This window comes from Microbispora sp. KK1-11, from assembly GCF_006874435.1.
Taxonomy (GTDB): Bacteria; Actinomycetota; Actinomycetes; order Streptosporangiales; family Streptosporangiaceae; genus Microbispora; species Microbispora catharanthi.
In genome coordinates this window covers 526,037-543,988 of the sequence record NZ_VIRJ01000002.1, presented here as the reverse complement: position 1 = coordinate 543,988, position 17,952 = coordinate 526,037, and the positions used below count along the sequence as shown (strand labels likewise).

The following is a 17,952-nucleotide window of genomic DNA, read 5'->3' as shown; positions in this document are numbered from 1 at the left end:
CTCCAGCCGCGCCCACTGCGCATCAGTCAGGTCGAACCGCCTCGTCACCGCTAAGGTGGCCAACGAGGTCTCCGGTGTTCAGGTTCTTCTTGGTCGATGAACCCTCTACCGGAGACCTCACTGCTTGTCCGGGCACGACACGCCGCCAGATAGCGGACTTCGAAACAGGTCCTAGCCCCCACGGCCCGCCTGCCGTGCTATTGGGCTGCAGGGCAGGGGGTGGTCCTGGGGAGTCGTCGAGGATCGCCGCCATCCGCCTTGGGTCTCCCGGCAGCATGGCGCGGCGACCAGGGCCCGGGCCGGGGGCGGGCATGACTTCTCAGTCTCGCGACGCCTCCGTCGCGGCCAGCAGCTCCGCCAGAGCCGGATGGACCCGCCCCGGTTCGATCGTCGTGATCGAGTGGGTCGCGACGCCGTTCACGACGAACGGGTCCTCGGCGCTGATCCGCTCGATGGTCTCGCGGTCCACGCCGTACGCCACGATGGCCCCGCCCTGCGACGACGGCACCGTCTGCCCCGAGACCAGGAAGAGGCCGTCCGCGTGGTGCCGTTCGAGATAGCCGACGTGATCGCGAACGAAGGGAGCGGCCTCTTCCTCGGAGCCCGTGTAGCTCACGGTCAGCACGTGCAGCATGCCGCCATTCAAGCAGCCCGGCCGGCCAGGAGGCGGGTCGTGATGTCCGCCAGGCGTTCGCCCTGGTAGCGGGCGGCTGCGAGGGTCTCCTCGGACGGGGTGCCCGCGCCGCCCCGATGAGCGGTGCCGTACGGGTTGCCGCCCGCGGGGTACACCACCGGGTCGGTGTAGCCGGGCGAGACGATGATCGAACCCCAGTGGTGGAAGGTGTTGTAGAGGGCGAGGATCGTCGACTCGTTGCCGCCGTTGGCGTTGTGAGCGCTGGCGAAACCGGTGGCGGGCTTGTTGGCCATGACGCCCTGCTGCCAGATGCCGCCCGTGGTGTCGATGAACTGCTTGAGCTGCGACGCGATGTTGCCGAAACGGGTCGGCGAGCCGAAGGCGTAGGCGTCCGCCCAGATCAAATCGTCAAGCGTGGCGATCTCGACGTCTTTGGCGGCCTCGACGTGTTCGCGCCAGGCCGGGTTGGCGTCGATGGCGGAGTCCGGTGCCAGTTCGGGGACCCGGCGCAGCCGGACCTCGGCGCCGGCCTTCTCCGCGCCCTCGGCGACCGCCGTGGCGAGCTGGTGGACGTTGCCGGTGGCCGAGTAGTAGATGACGGCGATCTTGGCACTCATGATGACGTCTCCTCCGAATGACGACGATCAACCGGATAGTTATCCGGTTCGTCGGCAGTAAATCGGATAACAATCCGGTTTGCAAGCCCGAAATTAGATCTCCAGTCCGGTAGCCTCGGGACCATGCCCCGCACCGAGCTTCCCGTCACGGGACAGGCCCTGCCGGAGCGCGCGGACGCCGCCAGGAACCGGCGGAAGATCCTCGACGCGACCGCCCGCCTGATCGCGGAGCAGGGCCCGGAAGCCGTCACCATGAACGCCGTGGCGCACGCCGCCGGGATGGGCGTCGGCACCGTCTACCGCCGGTTCGGCGACGTGAGCCGCCTCCTGTTCGCGGTGCTCGACGACGGCGAGCAGCGCTTCCAGGAAGCTTTCCTGTCCGGTCCACCGCCCCTCGGCCCCGGTGCCCCGCCCGCCGAGCGGCTGCGTGCCTTCCTCCACACGGTCGCCGACCGGATCATCGAGCAGGGTGCGATCATGCGGGCGGCGGAGAGCGCCTCACCGGGAGCCCGCTACCAGAGCGGCGCCTACCTCACCATGCACACGCATGTGTCCCTGCTGCTGCGCGAGATGAGACCCGAGTCGGACCCCACGGTCCTGGCCCACTTGCTGCTCGCGCCGTTCGTGCCGAGCCTGATCGAGCACCTCACGGTCGACTGCGGTGTGACGGAGGATCAGATCAAGGCCGGCATCGACAGCCTGCTCGGGCTCTAGCGGGCGCCCGTCTCCGGCAACGAGCGGTGTGGCCGACCTGTGCACCGGTGGCCTCGCCGACTACATCGACAGCTCGGAGCCCGCCAGCCTCGCCCACTGCACGGTACGCACCTGGCAGGGCCGGTTTGTCCCGCCACCTGGGTAGTTGCACAGCGCCTTCCTGCGCGGCCCTTCGCAGGTGCTGCCCTCGCTTGACGCACCATTCCCTGGCGACCACCCAGTGGTCCTGGATCTCGCGGACGGTGTAGAGCCGGTCACGCGAGACGAACTGAGCAGGGTGCCCGCCCCGGACCCACACCTCGATCGGATCGCCGTTAAGTCTGCTCAAGACTCCTTCTTGCGTTCCCAGCACAGAACGCAAGTCGGGCGTTACAACTCCGTCACAAATGTCCTGCATGTCACCTGCAACCGTCCACCATCATGATCCTGCCGAGGAGGACGAACCGCGTTCGCCTCGTATGGAAGGGACGACACCATGACGGTGGAGACGCCGGTCCGGCCCGCGATCTTCGTGGGCCAGGAGCGGATGACGCTGCTCCCGGCTCCCGAGCTGGCCCAGTGGGAGCGCGACCTGATCACCCGGCTCGAGCTGGAGCGCATGTACGACATCCAGGCGTGCCCCGACCTGCACCCGGACGAGACCATCAGCGGCTCGGGTGACGGCTGGGACGACTGCGACTACATGCCCGCCAGGGGCGCCTGAAAAGGGGTCGCGCTCGTGCCTGTCCACGAGAAGGCCGTGCGGATCGGCGTCGTGACACATGAGCGCGACCTGCACGCTCACGCCGTCAAGGCGGAGATCGAGCGCCGCCGTCCGGCGACCGTCCACATCTTCGAGACCGACCACTTCAGCCGGGAACCCGGTCTCAGCTGGTCTCCCCAGGAGTTCACCGCTCCGGTGTTCCCCGACGCCGGCGGAACGGCCGTCGACCTGCGCACGCTCGACGCCATCTGGTTCCGGCGGCTCGGCAACCCCCGCACCTCCGCCAACCCCGAGGTGACCGATCCGGTCCACCGCGAGCTGATCGGCGCCGACACCGTCACGGCCGCGCTCGGCATGTTGCTGACCGAGTTCCGTGGACGGTGGGTGGACCGCCCGGCGGCGTTCTGGGACGCGCAGAACAAGGTCGTTCAGCTTCGCGCGGCCCGCGACCTCGGTGTACGGATCCCGGCGACGCTGGTCAGCCAGTCGCCCGAGCGGGTGCGCGAGTTCTGCGCCGCGCATCCGGGAGCCGTCGTGAAGGCCGTACACGGGGTGATGCAGGCCCCGGTGAAGACCGCGACGGTCAGCGCGGAACTGCTCGCGGACGACGCGGCCATCCGCCTGTGCCCGGCCATCTACCAGGAGTTCGTGCCGGGGCGGCGGCACGTCCGCGCGCAGGTCTTCGGCGACCGCGTGCTGGCCGCGCTGCTGGAGTCCGACGACCTCGACTGGCGGTCGGACCTCAACATCCCCGCCGGGGAGCACCGGCTTCCGGCGGACGTCGAGGACGCCCTCCGGGCGATCCTGCGTCGGCTGGACCTGACCATGGGGATCTTCGACCTCAAGCTCACCGACGAGGACGAGTATGTCTGGCTGGAGCTCAACCCGCAGGGCCAGTGGCTGTTCGTCGAGGGCATGACGGGGCTGCCGCTGATCGAGGCGTTCGCCGACTTCCTCTACGGGCGCGCCGCCGGATGAACCGCCGGGTGCTGTCGCTCTTCCGGCCGTACGCGCGGCGGGTGCTCCTGATCGCCACTCTGATCGGGCTGTCGGCCGGGCTCGGCACCGTGCTCCCGTTCCTGACAAAAGAGATGGTCGACGAGGGCCTGTTCGCGCCAGGCGGACCGCGGCCGGGGCTGCTCGCCGGCCTGCTCGGTGCGATGCTCGGGGTCGTGGCGCTGACCAGCGCGCTCGGCGTGCTGCAGTCCTACCTGTCGAGCCGGATGGGCCAGGACGTGCTGGCGCGGCTGCGCACGGACTTGTACGCCCATCTTCAGCGGCTGCCGCTGAGCTTCTTCACCGGCACCCGGACCGGCGAGATCCAGTCCCGCGTGATCGGCGACGTGGCCGAGGTGCAGAGCACGGTCGGCGGCACCCTGCCCATGATGCTCGCCAACCTCGTGACCTGCCTCGTCACGACGGCGTGCATGGTCGCCCTGTCCTGGCGGCTCGCGCTGGTGTCGATCTGCCTCCTGCCGGTCGCGGTCTGGCTGACGGCCCGCGTGGCCGTGCACCAGCGCAGGGTCGCGGCCGCCGTCCAACGCTCTCGCGCCGAGATGAACGTCATCGCCGAGGAGACGCTGTCGGTCTCGGGGATCCTGCTCGCCCGGGTCTTCGGCCGGCAGGACCACGGCGTGCGGCTGTTCGGCGACGAGAGCCGCCGCCTGGCCGGGCTGCAACTGCGCGCGGCCGTCGGGGCGCAGGCGCTCGGCGCGGCGCTCCAGGCACTCTTCCTGGTGATGCCCGCCGTGGTCTACTTCGCGGCGGGGTTCGCCGGGACGTCCACGCCCGGGACCCTGCTGGCCTTCACCTCGCTCCAGGCCCGGCTGTTCCTCCCCGCAGGCCAGCTCATGCAGGTCTCGGTGCAGTTCCGCGCCGCCACGGCGGTCTTCGAGCGGATCTTCGAGTACCTCGACCGGCCGCCCGTGATCGTCGACGGACCGGACGCGGTCGCGGTGCGCCCGGCGTCGGTGCGGGGCGAGATCGCGCTGACCGGCGTCACCTTCCGGCACGGCGAGGACGTCGCGCTGCGGGACGTGACGCTGACGATCCGGCCCGGTCAGTTCGCCGCGATCGTCGGAGAGAGCGGGTCGGGCAAGACGACGCTGGCGCATCTCGTCATGCGCCTGCACGATCCCGACCGGGGCGTGGTCACGATCGACGGGACCGACGTCCGCCGCCTGACCCGAAACTCCCTGGCCGCGCTGTTCGGCGTCGTGACCCAGGATCCGGTGCTGTTCCATGCGACGGTCGCCGACAACCTCCGCTACGCCAGGCCCTCGGCCACCGCAGCCGAGCTGGAGGCGGCGTGCCGGGCGGCACACATCCACGACCGCATCATGCGACTGCCGGACGGATACGACTCCGTCGTCGGCGAGCGCGGTTCCCGCCTGTCCGGCGGCGAGCGGCAGCGGCTCGCCATCGCCCGCGCGATCCTGAACGACCCGCGTGTGCTCATCCTCGACGAGGCCACCTCGGCGCTCGACAGCGAGAGCGAGCGCCAGGTCCAGGTGGCGCTGATGCCGCTCCTGGCCGGCCGTACGACCATCGCCGTCACGCACCGCCTGGACACCGTACGCTCGGCCGACGTCATCTTCGTGCTCCACGAGGGGCGGCTGGTCGAACAGGGCCGCCACGCCGAACTGCTCGCCCGGAACGGCCGGTACGCGGAGCTCTTCCGCCGCTCGGGCTCCCACGCCCGAACAGCGATGTTCACACTCGACGCCCAAGAGGGCTGACGGCGGCCGGCGAACGGCCCGGGCCTGCGGCCCTCAATGCAGAAAGAGGGCCGGCTACGGTCGCCGCCCGGGCGCTGGCGATCGTCGCTCGCCGCAACGGCAGCCTCGCCGAGGACTTGCCTTGGCTCTCCTGGCTGCCGGAGAAGTTCGCGCGCCTTGACCTCCTGGCGCTCCACCGCCGTTGTGTGGAGCGATCCGGAGCTCGCCCGCCGGCTGCAGGGGCCCTTCTCCGGTGACGGGCCCGAAGTTCCCCGTCCGCTCGGTGGCGATCACTGCTGATCCACGTCGCGTCGACAGCCGCCAGCATCGGCTGAAGGGCGCCCTCGGCGTCGTGAAGATGGGCGGTGACGCACTGGAGCAATGGCAGTACGCGAAGCCACGTCGGGCGGTCGCATCAGGTATGCGATCGACGACAGCCGCACGATCTGGATCACGCATGCGGGGACCGGACATCCGAGGCGGACGGACGGGCGAGGGGCGCTGACTATGGGAGGCATTCCCCGGCGGCGGACGCGGGGCGTGCCGCCGCCAGGGTGCCGGAGGTCAGGCGGGGGCGTCGAGACGGGCGATGTGCTCGTCGTCGAGCTTGACGTCGACGAGCAGCTCGTCGAGCTGGGCGACCGAGCTGACGCCGACGATCGGGATGATGTCCTGCGCCCGCAGCCAGGCGAGCACGACCTGGTTGCGCGTCGCGCCGAGCTCGCCGGCCACCTCGTCAAGCACCGCCAGCCGCCTGGTGGTGCCCGGGTGGTCGTAGTGCTCGGGCAGCGGCTTGCCGGCGTACGCACCCGCGAGCAGCGAGGTGTAGACCCACAGCGTCAGATCGCCCTCGGAGCGCACGTAGTCGAGCAGCTCCTCGGTGACCAGCGTGTGCCCGCCCTCGGGGAGCCGTACGCCGGGCCGGGGGCGGAGGTAGGAGTGACGCAGCTGCACGTGGCCGTACCGGGTGCCGCCACGGGCCGCCGCCAGTGAGCGGGCCCGCTCCAGCCGCCACACCACGTGGTTGCTCGCGCCCACCTCCTTGGCCTTGCCGGCGAGCACCAGTTCGTCGAAGACGGCGACCGTCTCCTCCAGCGGCGTGGACCTGTCGTCGATGTGGGCCCAGTACACGTCCACGTGATCGGTGCCCAGCCGCCGCAGGCTGCCCTCGATCGCGGCCCGGACCACACCGGCGGAAAGGCCCTCGGCGGCGTCGAGCGTACGGGCGCCGGGCACCGACGGGCGGGCGCCGCACTTGGTGCTGATCACCACCTGGTCACGGTTGCGCCGCGAGGCGAGCCATCGGCCGATGGTGGCCTCGCTCTCGTCCCCGGTCGCGCCGTCAAGCCAGAACGGATAGTTGTTGGCCGTGTCGAGGATCGTTCCGCCGCCTTCGACGAAGCGGTCGAGGATGGCGAAGGAGGTCGCCTCGTCCACGGTGGTCCCGAAGGGGATCGTCCCCAGAGCGATTCTCATGCCGACCACCTTGCCGCCTGGAGCGCACTCCAGCACAAGCTGCTTTCACCGGCGGCGGGTGAGGGCCTTGCGGCCGCGCGCCACGATGGTCTCGACGTCCGTCAGGTCGCTCATGTCGTGGGCGCTCGCCAGCGCATCCTTCGCCGCGTCGTAGGCGTCCAGGACCGCGTTCCAGTCCACCTCGCCGGTCCGGTCCGTCAGGCTGTCGATCTCCTCGCCCAACCGGGTCACGTTCTCCTCCTGCACGCGTCTGGCGTCCTCGAACCGGACCGCTCTCTCGGCGGCCCGCTCCCTGGCGGCTCTCCTGCGCCGCACCCGTGCCGTGGTCAGCCCGACGACGATCCAGAGACCGAGCAGGCCGGCGATGCCGAAGAAGACCAGCCAGCCGACGGACATACGGCTGGAGGACCCCGACAGGTCGATGTCCTGGGCGAAGTCCTGCTTCAGCCCGGTGACCTCGGCGCCTTCGAAGGTGGCGCCCCGCAGTTCGGCGTCGCTGAGGTCGGCGTCGGTCAGGGTGGCCTTGCGGAAGACCGCGTCGCGGTACTTGCCGCTGTGGAGGTACGCCCGGTCCATCCTGGCGCCGGTGAAGTCGGCCTGGTCGGCCGTGACGCTGATCAGCTCCGCGTCGCGGAGGTCGGCGCCGACCAGCTTGGCCTGCGTCAGGCCGGCGCTGCCGAGCGCCGCGTCCGACAGGTCGGCCCGCGACAGGTCGGCCCCCACGAGATCGGCGCTGCCGAGCTTGGCGCGCCGCAGTCGCGCTCCCCGCAGGTCGGCGCCCTTGACGGAGCGCAGGCTCGCCCCGACGGCGGAGACGTCGCGGAGGATCGCCCGGTTCAGCTTGACCCCCGTCAGGTCGACGCCGTCCAGCTTGGCGCCGGTCAGGTCGGCGCAGCTCAGATCGTCGGGGAAGTCCGTGACCGCGGTCAGGTCCCAGCCCCGGTAGTCCTGACCGCTGCCGGGCTCGCACGACGGGTCCGGCACCGGCAGGAACCTGGGCACCCCCCTGCTCCCGGCCAGCCGGGCGTCCCTGACATCCCGCAGGTCGGCCCCGGTGAGGTCGGCCCCCCTGAAGTCCGCGCCGGTCATCACCGACTCGTACAGCTGCGCGCCGCTGAGATCCGCCTGCCGCAGGACGGTCTTGAGGAAGGTGGCGCCGTAGAGCCTGGCCTTCGCCGCCTTGACCCGCCTGAGGTCGGCCCGGCGCATGTCCGCGCCGTAGGCGGCGGCGTCGGTCAGATCGACGCCGACCAGCTTCGCGTCGTCGAACTGCGCGTCGTACGTCTTGGCCCGCGCCATCGTGGCCCCGCTCAGGTCGGCCCCCTCGAAGTGCGCGTAGTAGGGCGAGGAGTCGTCCATCGTCGCCCCGCGCAGGTCGCCGCCGCGCAGGTCGGCGTAGTACAGCTCGGCCTCGGACAGGTCGGCCTTGCGCAGCCTGGCCCCGGCCATCTGGGCGTAGCCGAGGTGGGCCCCCTTGAGCGAGGCCCCGGTCAGATCGGCCCCGACGAGCACGCTCCGCACGGTCAGGCCGTCCAGCTTGGCGCCCCGGAGGTCCGCGCAGGACAGGTCGGCGGGCAGCGTCGTCCGGGTGAGGTCCCTGCCGGCGAGATGCGGGCCGCTGTGGGGACGGCAGGGGAGGCGGTCGCCGGGTGTCGCCGCGGCGGCCGGGGTCATCGGAATCGACAGCAGGACCGCGGCGGAAAGGGTTACCAAACCGGTGATCGAGCGGGGGTTGCCGGGCATTTCTCACTGGCTCCATCGGGGACGCCGCCCGGACGCTCCCTGGGGAGACGCGGGCACCGGATCGTGTGTGGCACGACCCGTTATAAATCCGCGAGTTGCGAGCCGCTTGCGAAACACCTACAGAAACGACCCACCTGTACGCGAAAGCCTTCATATGGACGAGATGCGATGTGACAGGATCAATGGCGTGGGCGTGTACACACCTGGACAGGTCGTCGAGGAGACCGGGTTCAGCCTCGACACCCTTCGGTACTACGAACGGATCGGGCTGCTGGAGCCGGTCGGCCGTAACGCGGCGGGCCAGCGGCGGTTCAGCGAGGACGACGTGAGCTGGCTCGGCATGATCCGCTGCCTGCGCGACACCGGCATGCCGATCGCGGAGATGCTGCGCTTCGCCCAGCTCGTACGGCAGGGCGAGCACACCATCGAGGACAGGATCGCGCTGCTGGCGGAGCACGACCGGAAGGTCGAGGCCCAGATCGCCGACCTGCGCCAGAAGCAGGGCGGGATCCAGCGGAAGATCCAGTACTACAAGGACGTGCTCACCATGCGCGACATGCTCCCCGACTGCGAGCAGGCCCCCTGAGACGCACACGTGCCCGGTCCGCTCGCGAGCGGGCCGGGCACGTGGCTCAGGCCGTGCGATACGCCTCCGCCTGGAGGTTGTAGAGGTCGGCGTAGAGGCCGTCGAGGGCGATCAGCTCCTCGTGCGTGCCGTGCTCGTGGACCTTGCCGTGGTCCAGCACGTAGATGCGGTCGGCGTAGCGGACGCTGGCGAGGCGGTGGGTGATGAGCAGCACGGTCCGGCCGTCGGCGTGCCGCCGGATCCGCTCGAACAACGCGTGCTCCGCCCTCGCGTCGAGGGCGGCCGTGGGCTCGTCGCAGATGAGCAGGGGTGCGTCCCGGTAGAAACCGCGGGCCACCGCGATGCGCTGCCACTGCCCGCCCGACAGCTCCTGGCCGTTCTTGAACCGGCGGTCGAGCAGCGTGCGGTAGCCGTACGGGAGCTCGGCGATGACCTGGTCGGCGCCGGCGACCTCGGCGGCGCGGACCACCTCGCTCTCGCCCTTCTCCATGCCCATCGTGATGTTGTGGCGGGCCGTCAGCGGCCATCGCGTGTGGTCCTGGGCGATGACCGCGATCCTGCGGCGCAGGCTGTCCGGATCGACCTCGGCCAGGTCGACGTCGTCCCACCGCACGCGGCCGCCGTCCGGCTCGTAGAGCCCGGCGAGGATCTTGGCGAGGGTCGTCTTGCCCGACCCGTTCTCGCCGACGAGGGCCACGATCTCCCCGCGCTCGATGCGGACCGACACCCCGCGCAGGGCGGGGGTCGGCGCGGCGGGATAGGAGAAGGTGACCTCCTCGACGGTGATGCGGCCGAAGTCGTCAGGGGCCGTCCCTTCGCGGGCGGGCGGGATGCGGCCCTCGGCGTGCGCGATGAAGTCCAGGAAGTCGGTGAAGTAGAGGCCCTCCTCGTAGAGCCGGTTCGTGGCGTACATGAAGTTCGAGAGCGAGGTCTGGCCGGACCGAATGGCCAGCACCGCGGTGCCGGCCACCGCGAGGGGCACCGCGGCCGCCGCGAGCAGCAGGCCGAGCGCGACGTAGACCGCGCCCTGCCCCAGACCGCCCAGCGCCTCGCCGAGGACGCGGGCGACGGTCTGCCGTCGCGCGAGGTCGAGCATCACCCGCTGCTCGCCCCGGGCGACCGCGTCGAACATCCGCAGCAGGAAGCCGCGCATGGTGAACGTGCGGACCTCGGCCGCGGTGTCCTTGTCCGCCAGCAGTTCCTCGATGATCCACTTGCGCCGTCTGGCCGGGACGAGCGCCAGGGCGGTCGTGTAGCGCATCCGGGCGGCCCGGACGGCCGCCCAGGCGTCGGGGACGACCGCGAGCAGGAGCAGCGGCAGCAGCACGGGGTGCAGCACGCCCAGCACGCCCGCCGCGGCCACGATGCCGACCAGGCCCGACAGCGTGTCGATGGTCGTGCTCACGATCATCTCGGCCATCTGCATGCCGCGCATGCGGGCCCGCTGCAGCGCGTCGTGGAACTCGGGGTCGTCGAAGCAGACGAGGTCGACCCGGCTGGTCAGCGTGTAGAGGCGCTCTTCCGTGGCCCGGCTGACCTGCGGTTCGAGCCGGGACTGGGCCCAACCGGCCCCCGCTTGCAGGGCCGTGCGCGCGGTGGCGGCCAGGCCCACGAGCAGCAGGCTGGGCAGCGCGGCCCGGACCCGCTCCGGAGTCGGGCCCGCCTGGAACAGCGCGGTCAGCACGCCCGTCGTGGCGAGCAGGCCGAAGGCGGTGAAGACGCCGCCGAGTGTGCTCAGCGTGACCGTGGCCACGGTGTCGCGGGGACTCGCCTCCCAGGCGATGCCCAGCGCCTGCCGGATCAGCCGGGGCAGCCGCCGCGCGACCGTGAGGAAGCCCAGTCCCGCCATCGTTCCGAAGTGTCGCGCCCATTGCGGAGACTCGACGTCCGCCATGTCCGGCAGGTCGTCCTCCGACAGATGATCTGGTCCCCCCTGTTGTGTGACCGTCATGCCAGCAGTGTGAGCGCCCGCACCGACAATTTCCCGGGCCCCGGTCGCAGTGATCGCTTTGACGCACGCCCCTAACACCTCGCCAGGACCCGTATGCAGAGACGTTATCGGCACAAACTTGACGACGTGCCGGTGGAAGTGGGTTGATTGGGCCTGCTGACAACGTTGTCAGCCATATGTGTCTTCGGGGGCCCGAAATCCTCGTGAATAGCCTGAAGGGAATGTTGCGATGAGACGACGGTGGATGGCGGCCGTCGCGGTCTCTGTTGCAGGTCTGCTCACTCTTTCCGCCTGTGGTGGCGGTGACAAGCAGGAGAGCGGAGGCGGTCAGGCCGCGAAGAAGGTCGAGGTCTTCTCGTGGTGGACGGGTCCCGGTGAGGCCGACGGCCTCAAGGCGATGCGTGAGATCTTCGCCAAGCAGAACCCGAACTTCGAGTTCTTCGACGCCGCGGTGGCGGGCGGCTCGGGCGACCAGGCCCGCGCGCTGCTGTCGAGCAAGCTGCAGGCCAACCAGCCCCCGGACACCTTCCAGGGCCACGCCGGCGCCGAGCTTCAGGGCTACATCAAGAGCGGCAAGCTGGAGTCGCTGAACTTCCTGTACGACGAGCTGAAGCTGAAGGAGGTCTTCCCGCAGCAGCTCATCGACCAGATCTCGGTGCAGGGCCAGGTGTACTCCGTGCCGGTGAACATCCACCGGTCGAACGTCCTGTGGTTCAACCCCTCGGTCCTCAAGAAGGCCGGCATCGACGGCGCGCCGAAGACCGTCGAGGAGTTCATCACCGACCTCGACAAGGTCAAGAAGTCCGGGAAGATCCCGCTGTCGATCGGCTCGCAGTGGACCCTGGTGCACCTGCTCGAGTCCGTGCTGCTCGGCTCGCTCGGCACCGACGCCTACAACGCCCTGTGGACGGCCAACGCCGACTGGTCCAACGCGAACGTGACCAAGGCGCTGGAGAACTTCAAGACCATCCTGTCGTACGCGGGCAGCCCGCAGGACGACTGGCAGCCGGCGGCCAAGCAGGTCGCCGACGGCGAGGCGGCCTTCAACATCATGGGCGACTGGGCCTACGGCTACTTCCACAACCCGCCGCAGGGCGGTCTCGGCAAGGAGTCGCACAAGGACTTCGACTGGGCCGCGTCGCCGGGCACGGACGGCACCTTCATGTGGCTGTCGGACAGCTTCACCCTGCCGAAGGGCGCGCCCAACCGCGACGGCGCGATCGCGTGGCTGAAGGTGGCCGCCAGCAAGGAGGGCCAGGACGCGTTCAACCCGCTGAAGGGCTCGATTCCGGCCCGCAAGGACGCCGACCAGTCCCTCTACAAGGACTACCTGTCCTGGGACCTGGAGCAGTGGGCGAGCGACAAGCTGGCCGGCTCGATCCAGCACGGCGTGGTCGCCAACGACCAGTGGCGTCAGGCGATCACCGACGCGGTCGGCCTGTTCCAGCAGGACAAGGACGTCGCCAAGTTCCAGCAGGCGCTGGTCGCGGCGGCCAAGAACAGCGGCCAGTGAGCTGATCTCCTCGTACGGCCCGCGCCCTGTCCGATAGCGGCGAGGCGTGGGCCGTACTTGATCTTCTGAGAGGTACAAGTGACGCGGGTGCGCAGATGGCTGCCCGGGCTCCTCCTGGTGTCGCCGTCGATCATCCTCATCGCGGTCTTCGTGTACGGCCTGCTGGGCTGGAACTTCAAGCTCGCCATGACCGACAAGCACGACGAGATCGCGGAGATCCCCGGCAACTTCGTCGGGCTGGAGAACTTCACCGGAATCTGGAGCGAGGAGCGCTGGGGCCTGTCGGTCCGGCACGCGATCGTCTTCACCGTGGTCTTCGTCGGCGGCGCGCTCGTCCTCGGCTGGTTCCTCGCCTTCCTGATGGAGAAGGGCATCCGGGCGGAGAGCGGCTTCCGCGCCGTCTACCTGTTCCCGATGGCCGTCTCCTTCATCGCCACCGGCGTGGTCTGGCGGTGGCTGATGAACAGCGCGACGGGTGAGCAGGCGGTCGGGCTCAACCGGCTCTTCCACTACGCGGGGCTCGACTTCCTGCAGTGGCAGTGGTTCCGCGACCCCGACTGGGGCATGGCCGCCATGGCGATCCCGGCGGTCTGGCAGATGTCCGGATACATCATGGCGTTGTTCCTCGCCGGGTTCCGGGGCGTGCCGGAAGAACTGCGCGAGGCCGCCCGGGTGGACGGCTGCAGCGAATGGGGGGTCTACCGGCACGTGGTGCTGCCGATGCTGCGCCCGGTGACGCTGTCCGCGCTGATCATCCTCGGCCACATCTCGCTCAAGGTCTTCGACCTCGTCGTCGCGGTGTCGGGCAAGCAGATCATCACCGACGTGCCCGCGACGTTCATGTGGACGGCGGTCTACGACTCCCACGACCCGGCGAAGGGCGCGACGATCGCGTCCTACATCGTGCTGTCCGTCGCCGTCTTCGTCGTGCCCTACCTGATCTGGGACGCCCGTAAGGGGAAGCGCTCATGACCGCGCAAGTCGCCGAGAAGGCCCCGCGTACGGCGCCCGCCGCCCGGGTCCGCGACAAGGGCCGGGCCGGCACGTGGGTGCGGCTCGTCCTCCTGCTGCTGTTCGTCCTGGTCTTCCTGATCCCGGTCTACGTGCTGCTGGTCACGAGCTTCAAGCCGCTGACCGAGGCCGACCCTACGCAGGCGTGGAACCTCCCCAAGGTGTGGACGACCGAGGCGTGGAGCGTCGCCTGGGAGAAGCTCGAACCCGGCATCGTCAACAGCTTCCTGCTCGCGGTCCCCGGCTCGCTGATCTCCGCCGCCCTCGGGTCGCTCAACGGGTACGTGCTGTCCAAGTGGCGCTTCCCCGGCGCCGACGTGCTGTTCACGCTGTTCCTGTTCGGCATGTTCATCCCGTACCAGGGCGTGATGATCCCGCTGGTGCAGCTCATGGTGGACGTCGGCGACACCCTCGGCGTGCAGCTGTACGGCGGCATCCCGGGCCTGGTCCTCGCCCACGTGGTGTACGGCATCCCGATCTGCACGCTGATCTTCCGCAACTACTACGTCACGATCCCCGACGAGCTCATCGAGGCGTCCCGCGTCGACGGCGCGGGGATGCTGCGGACGCTCTGGTCGATCGTGCTGCCGGTCTCCGGCCCGGCGTTCGCCGTGGTCGTCATCTGGCAGTTCACCTCGATGTGGAACGACTTCCTGTTCGCGGTCTTCCTCACCGGGCCGAGCTCCTGGCCGACCACGGTCATGCTCAACAACATCGCGGGCGCCGTGACGACGCCGTACAGCCAGCAGATGGCGGCCGCGATCCTGGCCTCCATTCCCACGATGGTCATCTACGTGCTGCTCGGCAGGTTCTTCATGCGCGGTCTCATGGCGGGCGCGCTCAAGGGCTGAGCCGGCCGGCCACCAGCGCGTCCCCGAGAGGAGTGCGCCGGTAGAGGACCTGCCGCCCGACCCGGGTGCCGGCGACCAGCCCGGCCGCGCGCAGCGCGGCCAGGTGGCCGCCGGCCGTGCCGAGCGCCAGCCCGAGGCGGGCGGCGAGCTGCGTGGTGGTCGCCGGGGTCTCCAGCTCGGCCAGGATCCGGGCCCGCGACCTGCCGACCAGTCCGGCGAGCGCCGCCGCGCCGCCCGCCCGCGGGTGCGCCGCCGCCACCCCGCGCGCCGGATACACCAGCGCGTACGGCCACGCCTCGTCGAGGTAGGCGATCACCTTGCCGACGAAGAGGCTGGGCAGGAACAGCAGGCCGCGGCCGTCGAGCCGGTGCCGTTCTTCCCGGTCGCCGGAGGCCGCCACCTCGATGCGGGCCGATGCCGGTTGCCAGCGGACCCGCGGGCCGAGGTCGCCGAGAGCCGCCGCCCAGCCGTACGTCGCCAGCCGCCCGGCCCGCTGGATCACGTCGCGCTCCAGGATCGCGTGGAAGCGGGGCCACTGCGGCGCGACCAGCTCGGTCCAGGTGCGCTCGAGCCCGTCGGCCAGGAGCGCGACCACGTCGTCGTCCTCCAGGACCTCCGTGATCGCGGCGGGCGGGGGCGGCCGCCCGTCCAGCGACATCGCGATCTCGGCACGCGCCCGCTCCAGGGGCGTGGCCCGCATCGCCGCGATCTCCTCGGCGAAGGCGACATTGACTCCGGTGGGCGGCGGCGCGATGAAGTCGGCGTTGTAGGCCCCCTGCCGGAACAGCGCGACCATCGCCCGCGCTCCCGGGCTGCCGGAGAGCAGCCGGGCGAACCGGGGGCGCGCCGTCGCGGCCCAGGAGGCGTGCGCGCCCGCCTGCGCACGCCCCGACAGCACCCACATCGCGTGCATGGTCTCGTTGAGCGGGGAGATCGCGAAGCGGCTGGCGGCGATGTCCTGCGGGCTCACCTCGATCAGGTACACACGCTCACCCTTCGGCCATTTCCGAAACGTTAGCGCGGCCGGAGGCGGCGCGCCGAGCATGGGCGCCGGGAGGTGGGCCATGACCCTGGCCAGAGACGAGGAGAGATCGACGTTCCGGGCGTGCTTCGCCGTCGCGGAGTTCCGTGTGCTGTTCGGGAGCCAGCTTCTGCTGGTCCTGGGCGACACGGTGAAGATGCTCGCGTTCTCCGTGCTGGTCTTCACGCGGACGGGGTCGCCCGGGCTGGCCGCACTGGCGTACATGATCGGGTTCCTGCCGCAGGTGGCGGGCGGGATGCTCCTGCTGTCGCTCGCCGACCGGTGGCGCCCGCGGGCCCTCATGGTCGCGGGCGACCTCCTGCGCGTGGCCACATGTCTCGTCCTCGGCTTCGGGGACCTGCCGATCGGGGTCATGCTCGCGCTGGTGTTCGCGGCGGGCGTGCCCACACCCCTGTTCTCGGCCGCGCGCACCGCCGTGCTGCCCGACGTGCTGGCGGGGGACGCCTACGTCCTCGGCCGCGCCCTGTTCACCACGACCTCCGCGGGGGCGCAGGTCGCGGGGCTGGCCGTCGGCGGGGGTCTGCTCGCCGTGACCGGCCCGCACAGGGCGCTGCTGATCACCGCCGCACTCTCGCTGGGCAGCGCGGCGCTGACCAGGTTCGGGCTGCGTGACCGCCCTGCGCGTTCCACACCCTCCGGCCTCGCTCATCGGGCGGGGGCCGTACGGACGACGCTGCGGGTCAACCGGGCGCTGCTGGCCGACCGCGCCGTCCGGGGACTGCTGCTGGCCGGATGGCTGCCGCCGATGCTCTCGGTCGGGGCGGAGGCCGTCTACGTGCCCTACCTCACGGGTGAGGGATCGGCGTGGGGCGCCGGGGTCGTGCTGGCCGCCGCTGCGGCGGGCATGGGCGTGGGGGAGTTCGCCGTCGGCAGGTTCGCCCCGCCCGCCGCGCGCGAACGGCTGACCCTCCCGCTGGCGCTCCTGCTGGGCGTGCCGCTGCTCGGGTTCGCCGTCCGCCCGGGGGCGGCCGGGGCGGCGGTGCTGGCCGCCTTGGCCGCGGCGGGGCTCGCCTACAACCTTGGGCTCCAGCGGCGGTTCCTCGACGCGGTTCCCGAGGCCGCGCGCGGGCAGGCGTTCGGCCTGCAGACGTCCGGGCTGATGACGGCCCAGGCGCTGGGCGCGGCAGCCGCGGGCGCCCTCGCCGAACTCGTGCCCGCCCACCTCGCCATCGCGCTGTCGGGCTGCGGCGTGATCGCCGTCGTGCTCGCGCTGCGGGGTGATCTGCGGGGTGATCTGCGCGGCGCACCGTCGTCCCGCGTCAGCCCGCCGTACGGCCCCGGTGGGGCAGGGGAGGGCGCTCGCCCGAGCCCCGCGGAACCAGCCGCGTAGCCAGTTCGATCCTGCTGGTCGGCTCCTCGTCCCCGGACAGGCGCATGAACAGCAGGTCGGCGGCCGTACGGCCGAGCCGGGCGGGATCCTGCGCCACCACGGTGATGCCCAGCAGGTCGGCCAGTTCGAAGTCGTCGAATCCCACCAGCGCGAGCCCGCCCGCGGCGCCCGCGTCGGCGGCGTTCGTGAGCGACGCCAGCGCCCGCAGGGTCTCCACGGTGGTGCGGCCGTTGCCGGCCAGCAGCGCGGTCGGCGGGTCGGACGCCGTGAGCAGCCGGGTCAGGTCGGCCCGCATCCGTGCCGGGTCCGGCGGCCCCATGGCCACCAGGCCCTCGTCGTACGGCAGGCCGGCGGCGGCCAGCGCCTGCCGGTAACCGCGCAGCCGTTCGGCGGCCGTGAAGATCCCGGGGGAGTCGCCGAGGAAGGCGATGCGACGATGGCCGTGCGCGATCAGGTGGGCCGTGCCGGTCCGGGCCCCGCCCGCGTTGTCGCACAGGACGGTGTCCGCCTCGCACCCCGCGCCCGGCGGCCGGTCGGCGAAGACCGTCTTGATCCCGGCCTCGAACTCGGGCGCGAGGTAGCCGTGGTCGCTCCCCGCCGGCACGATGATCAGCCCGTCCACGCGGCGGGCGCAGAAGGCGAGCACGAGATCGCGCTCGCGGGCCGCGTCCTCCCGGGACGACCCGGTGAACAGCAGATAGCCGTGGTGCAGTGCGGCGTCCTCCACGGCACGGCTGAGGCTAGAGTAGAAGGCGTCGGCCACGTCCTCGATCACCAGGCCGATGCTCGCCGTGCGGCCCCGGCGCAGGATGCGCGCGCTGTCGTTGCGGCGGTAGCCGAGCCGCTCGATCGCCGCCTGCACGCGGCTCGCGGTCGCGGCGTTGACGCCGGGCTCGCTGTTGACGACGCGGGAGACGGTCTTGAGCGCCACTCCGGCCGCCGCGGCCACGTCGTTCATGGTCGGACGGCCGCGTCTCGTCTCTCCCACGCAGCGATCATCTCCCATTTCACGGCCCTAGACAACGTTGTCAGTTCCTTGGTGAGAGATGGTCGCTTTTGTGGGG

The 17,952-nt window shown here is 70.9% G+C and carries 16 protein-coding genes; 9 read left to right on the top strand and 7 right to left on the bottom strand.

The window, feature by feature from the left end; all coding sequences use genetic code 11:
- Positions 1–319: 319 nt before the first annotated feature.
- Positions 320–634 (bottom strand): YciI family protein, encoded by a 315-nt coding sequence (locus FLW16_RS05450; RefSeq protein WP_142558156.1) that lies wholly within the window; start codon positions 632–634, stop codon positions 320–322.
- A gap of 8 nt (positions 635–642) precedes the next feature.
- On the bottom strand, positions 643–1,251 hold the full coding sequence (gene wrbA / locus FLW16_RS05445; RefSeq protein ID WP_142558155.1) for an NAD(P)H:quinone oxidoreductase: 609 nt from the start codon (positions 1,249–1,251) through the stop codon (positions 643–645).
- Positions 1,252–1,374: 123 nt separating this feature from the next.
- Between wrbA and FLW16_RS05440 the strand changes: the two genes are divergently transcribed.
- The 4 genes from FLW16_RS05440 to FLW16_RS05420 all read left to right on the top strand — a co-directional run bounded on the left by FLW16_RS05440 (position 1,375) and on the right by FLW16_RS05420 (position 5,406).
- Complete coding sequence (locus tag FLW16_RS05440; RefSeq protein ID WP_142558153.1) at positions 1,375–1,965, top strand: TetR/AcrR family transcriptional regulator; 591 nt, start codon at positions 1,375–1,377, stop codon at positions 1,963–1,965.
- A 475-nt stretch (positions 1,966–2,440) separates the two neighbouring features.
- Complete coding sequence (locus tag FLW16_RS05430; RefSeq protein ID WP_142558151.1) at positions 2,441–2,668, top strand: hypothetical protein; 228 nt, start codon at positions 2,441–2,443, stop codon at positions 2,666–2,668.
- A gap of 15 nt (positions 2,669–2,683) precedes the next feature.
- Positions 2,684–3,646, top strand: a complete 963-nt coding sequence (locus tag FLW16_RS05425) for a RimK family alpha-L-glutamate ligase (protein ID WP_142558149.1) — start codon at positions 2,684–2,686, stop codon at positions 3,644–3,646.
- Positions 3,643–5,406: an ABC transporter ATP-binding protein gene (locus tag FLW16_RS05420; protein WP_142558147.1), complete on the top strand. Its 1,764-nt coding sequence runs from the start codon at positions 3,643–3,645 to the stop codon at positions 5,404–5,406. The genes FLW16_RS05425 and FLW16_RS05420 overlap by 4 nt, the downstream gene beginning before the upstream one ends.
- Before the next feature lie 543 nt (positions 5,407–5,949).
- Here the strand turns inward: FLW16_RS05420 and FLW16_RS05415 are convergent.
- Together FLW16_RS05415 and FLW16_RS05410 are read right to left on the bottom strand one after the other, a co-directional pair.
- Positions 5,950–6,861 (bottom strand): aldo/keto reductase, encoded by a 912-nt coding sequence (locus FLW16_RS05415; RefSeq protein WP_142558145.1) that lies wholly within the window; start codon positions 6,859–6,861, stop codon positions 5,950–5,952.
- Positions 6,862–6,906: 45 nt separating this feature from the next.
- Complete coding sequence (locus tag FLW16_RS05410) at positions 6,907–8,604, bottom strand: pentapeptide repeat-containing protein (protein ID WP_142558143.1); 1,698 nt, start codon at positions 8,602–8,604, stop codon at positions 6,907–6,909.
- Positions 8,605–8,791: 187 nt separating this feature from the next.
- Here FLW16_RS05410 and FLW16_RS05405 point away from each other — a divergent pair, with 187 nt between their 5' ends.
- A complete protein-coding gene (locus FLW16_RS05405) occupies positions 8,792–9,190 on the top strand; it encodes a MerR family transcriptional regulator (RefSeq protein WP_260614915.1) in 399 nt (132 codons plus the stop codon).
- 46 nt (positions 9,191–9,236) lie between these two features.
- Here FLW16_RS05405 and FLW16_RS05400 read toward each other — a convergent pair whose 3' ends face one another.
- Positions 9,237–11,141 (bottom strand): ABC transporter ATP-binding protein, encoded by a 1,905-nt coding sequence (locus tag FLW16_RS05400; RefSeq protein WP_142558141.1) that lies wholly within the window; start codon positions 11,139–11,141, stop codon positions 9,237–9,239.
- 229 nt (positions 11,142–11,370) lie between these two features.
- On the opposite strand from FLW16_RS05400, the gene FLW16_RS05395 reads away from it, so the two are divergent.
- The 3 genes from FLW16_RS05395 (at position 11,371) to FLW16_RS05385 (ending at position 14,516) form a co-directional block, all read left to right on the top strand.
- Positions 11,371–12,654 carry an ABC transporter substrate-binding protein gene (locus tag FLW16_RS05395; protein ID WP_142558139.1) on the top strand — a complete coding sequence of 428 codons (1,284 nt, stop codon included), beginning with the start codon at positions 11,371–11,373 and terminating at the stop codon, positions 12,652–12,654.
- An 87-nt stretch (positions 12,655–12,741) separates the two neighbouring features.
- Positions 12,742–13,626, top strand: coding sequence for a carbohydrate ABC transporter permease (locus FLW16_RS05390; protein ID WP_260614914.1), 885 nt, complete (start codon positions 12,742–12,744; stop codon positions 13,624–13,626).
- Positions 13,623–14,516, top strand: a complete 894-nt coding sequence (locus tag FLW16_RS05385; RefSeq protein ID WP_142558136.1) for a carbohydrate ABC transporter permease — start codon at positions 13,623–13,625, stop codon at positions 14,514–14,516. Before FLW16_RS05390 ends, FLW16_RS05385 begins: the two co-directional genes overlap by 4 nt.
- On the opposite strand, the gene FLW16_RS05380 is transcribed toward FLW16_RS05385, so the two are convergent.
- Positions 14,506–15,501: a winged helix-turn-helix domain-containing protein gene (locus FLW16_RS05380; protein WP_260614913.1), complete on the bottom strand. Its 996-nt coding sequence runs from the start codon at positions 15,499–15,501 to the stop codon at positions 14,506–14,508. The two genes, FLW16_RS05385 and FLW16_RS05380, sit on opposite strands and share 11 nt — an antisense overlap.
- 79 nt (positions 15,502–15,580) lie before the next feature.
- On the opposite strand from FLW16_RS05380, the gene FLW16_RS05375 reads away from it, so the two are divergent.
- Positions 15,581–16,888, top strand: a complete 1,308-nt coding sequence (locus FLW16_RS05375) for an MFS transporter (protein ID WP_142558134.1) — start codon at positions 15,581–15,583, stop codon at positions 16,886–16,888.
- On the opposite strand, the gene FLW16_RS05370 is transcribed toward FLW16_RS05375, so the two are convergent.
- A complete protein-coding gene (locus FLW16_RS05370) occupies positions 16,818–17,876 on the bottom strand; it encodes a LacI family DNA-binding transcriptional regulator (RefSeq protein WP_260614912.1) in 1,059 nt (352 codons plus the stop codon). The genes FLW16_RS05375 and FLW16_RS05370 overlap by 71 nt on opposite strands.
- Positions 17,877–17,952: the final 76 nt, after the last annotated feature.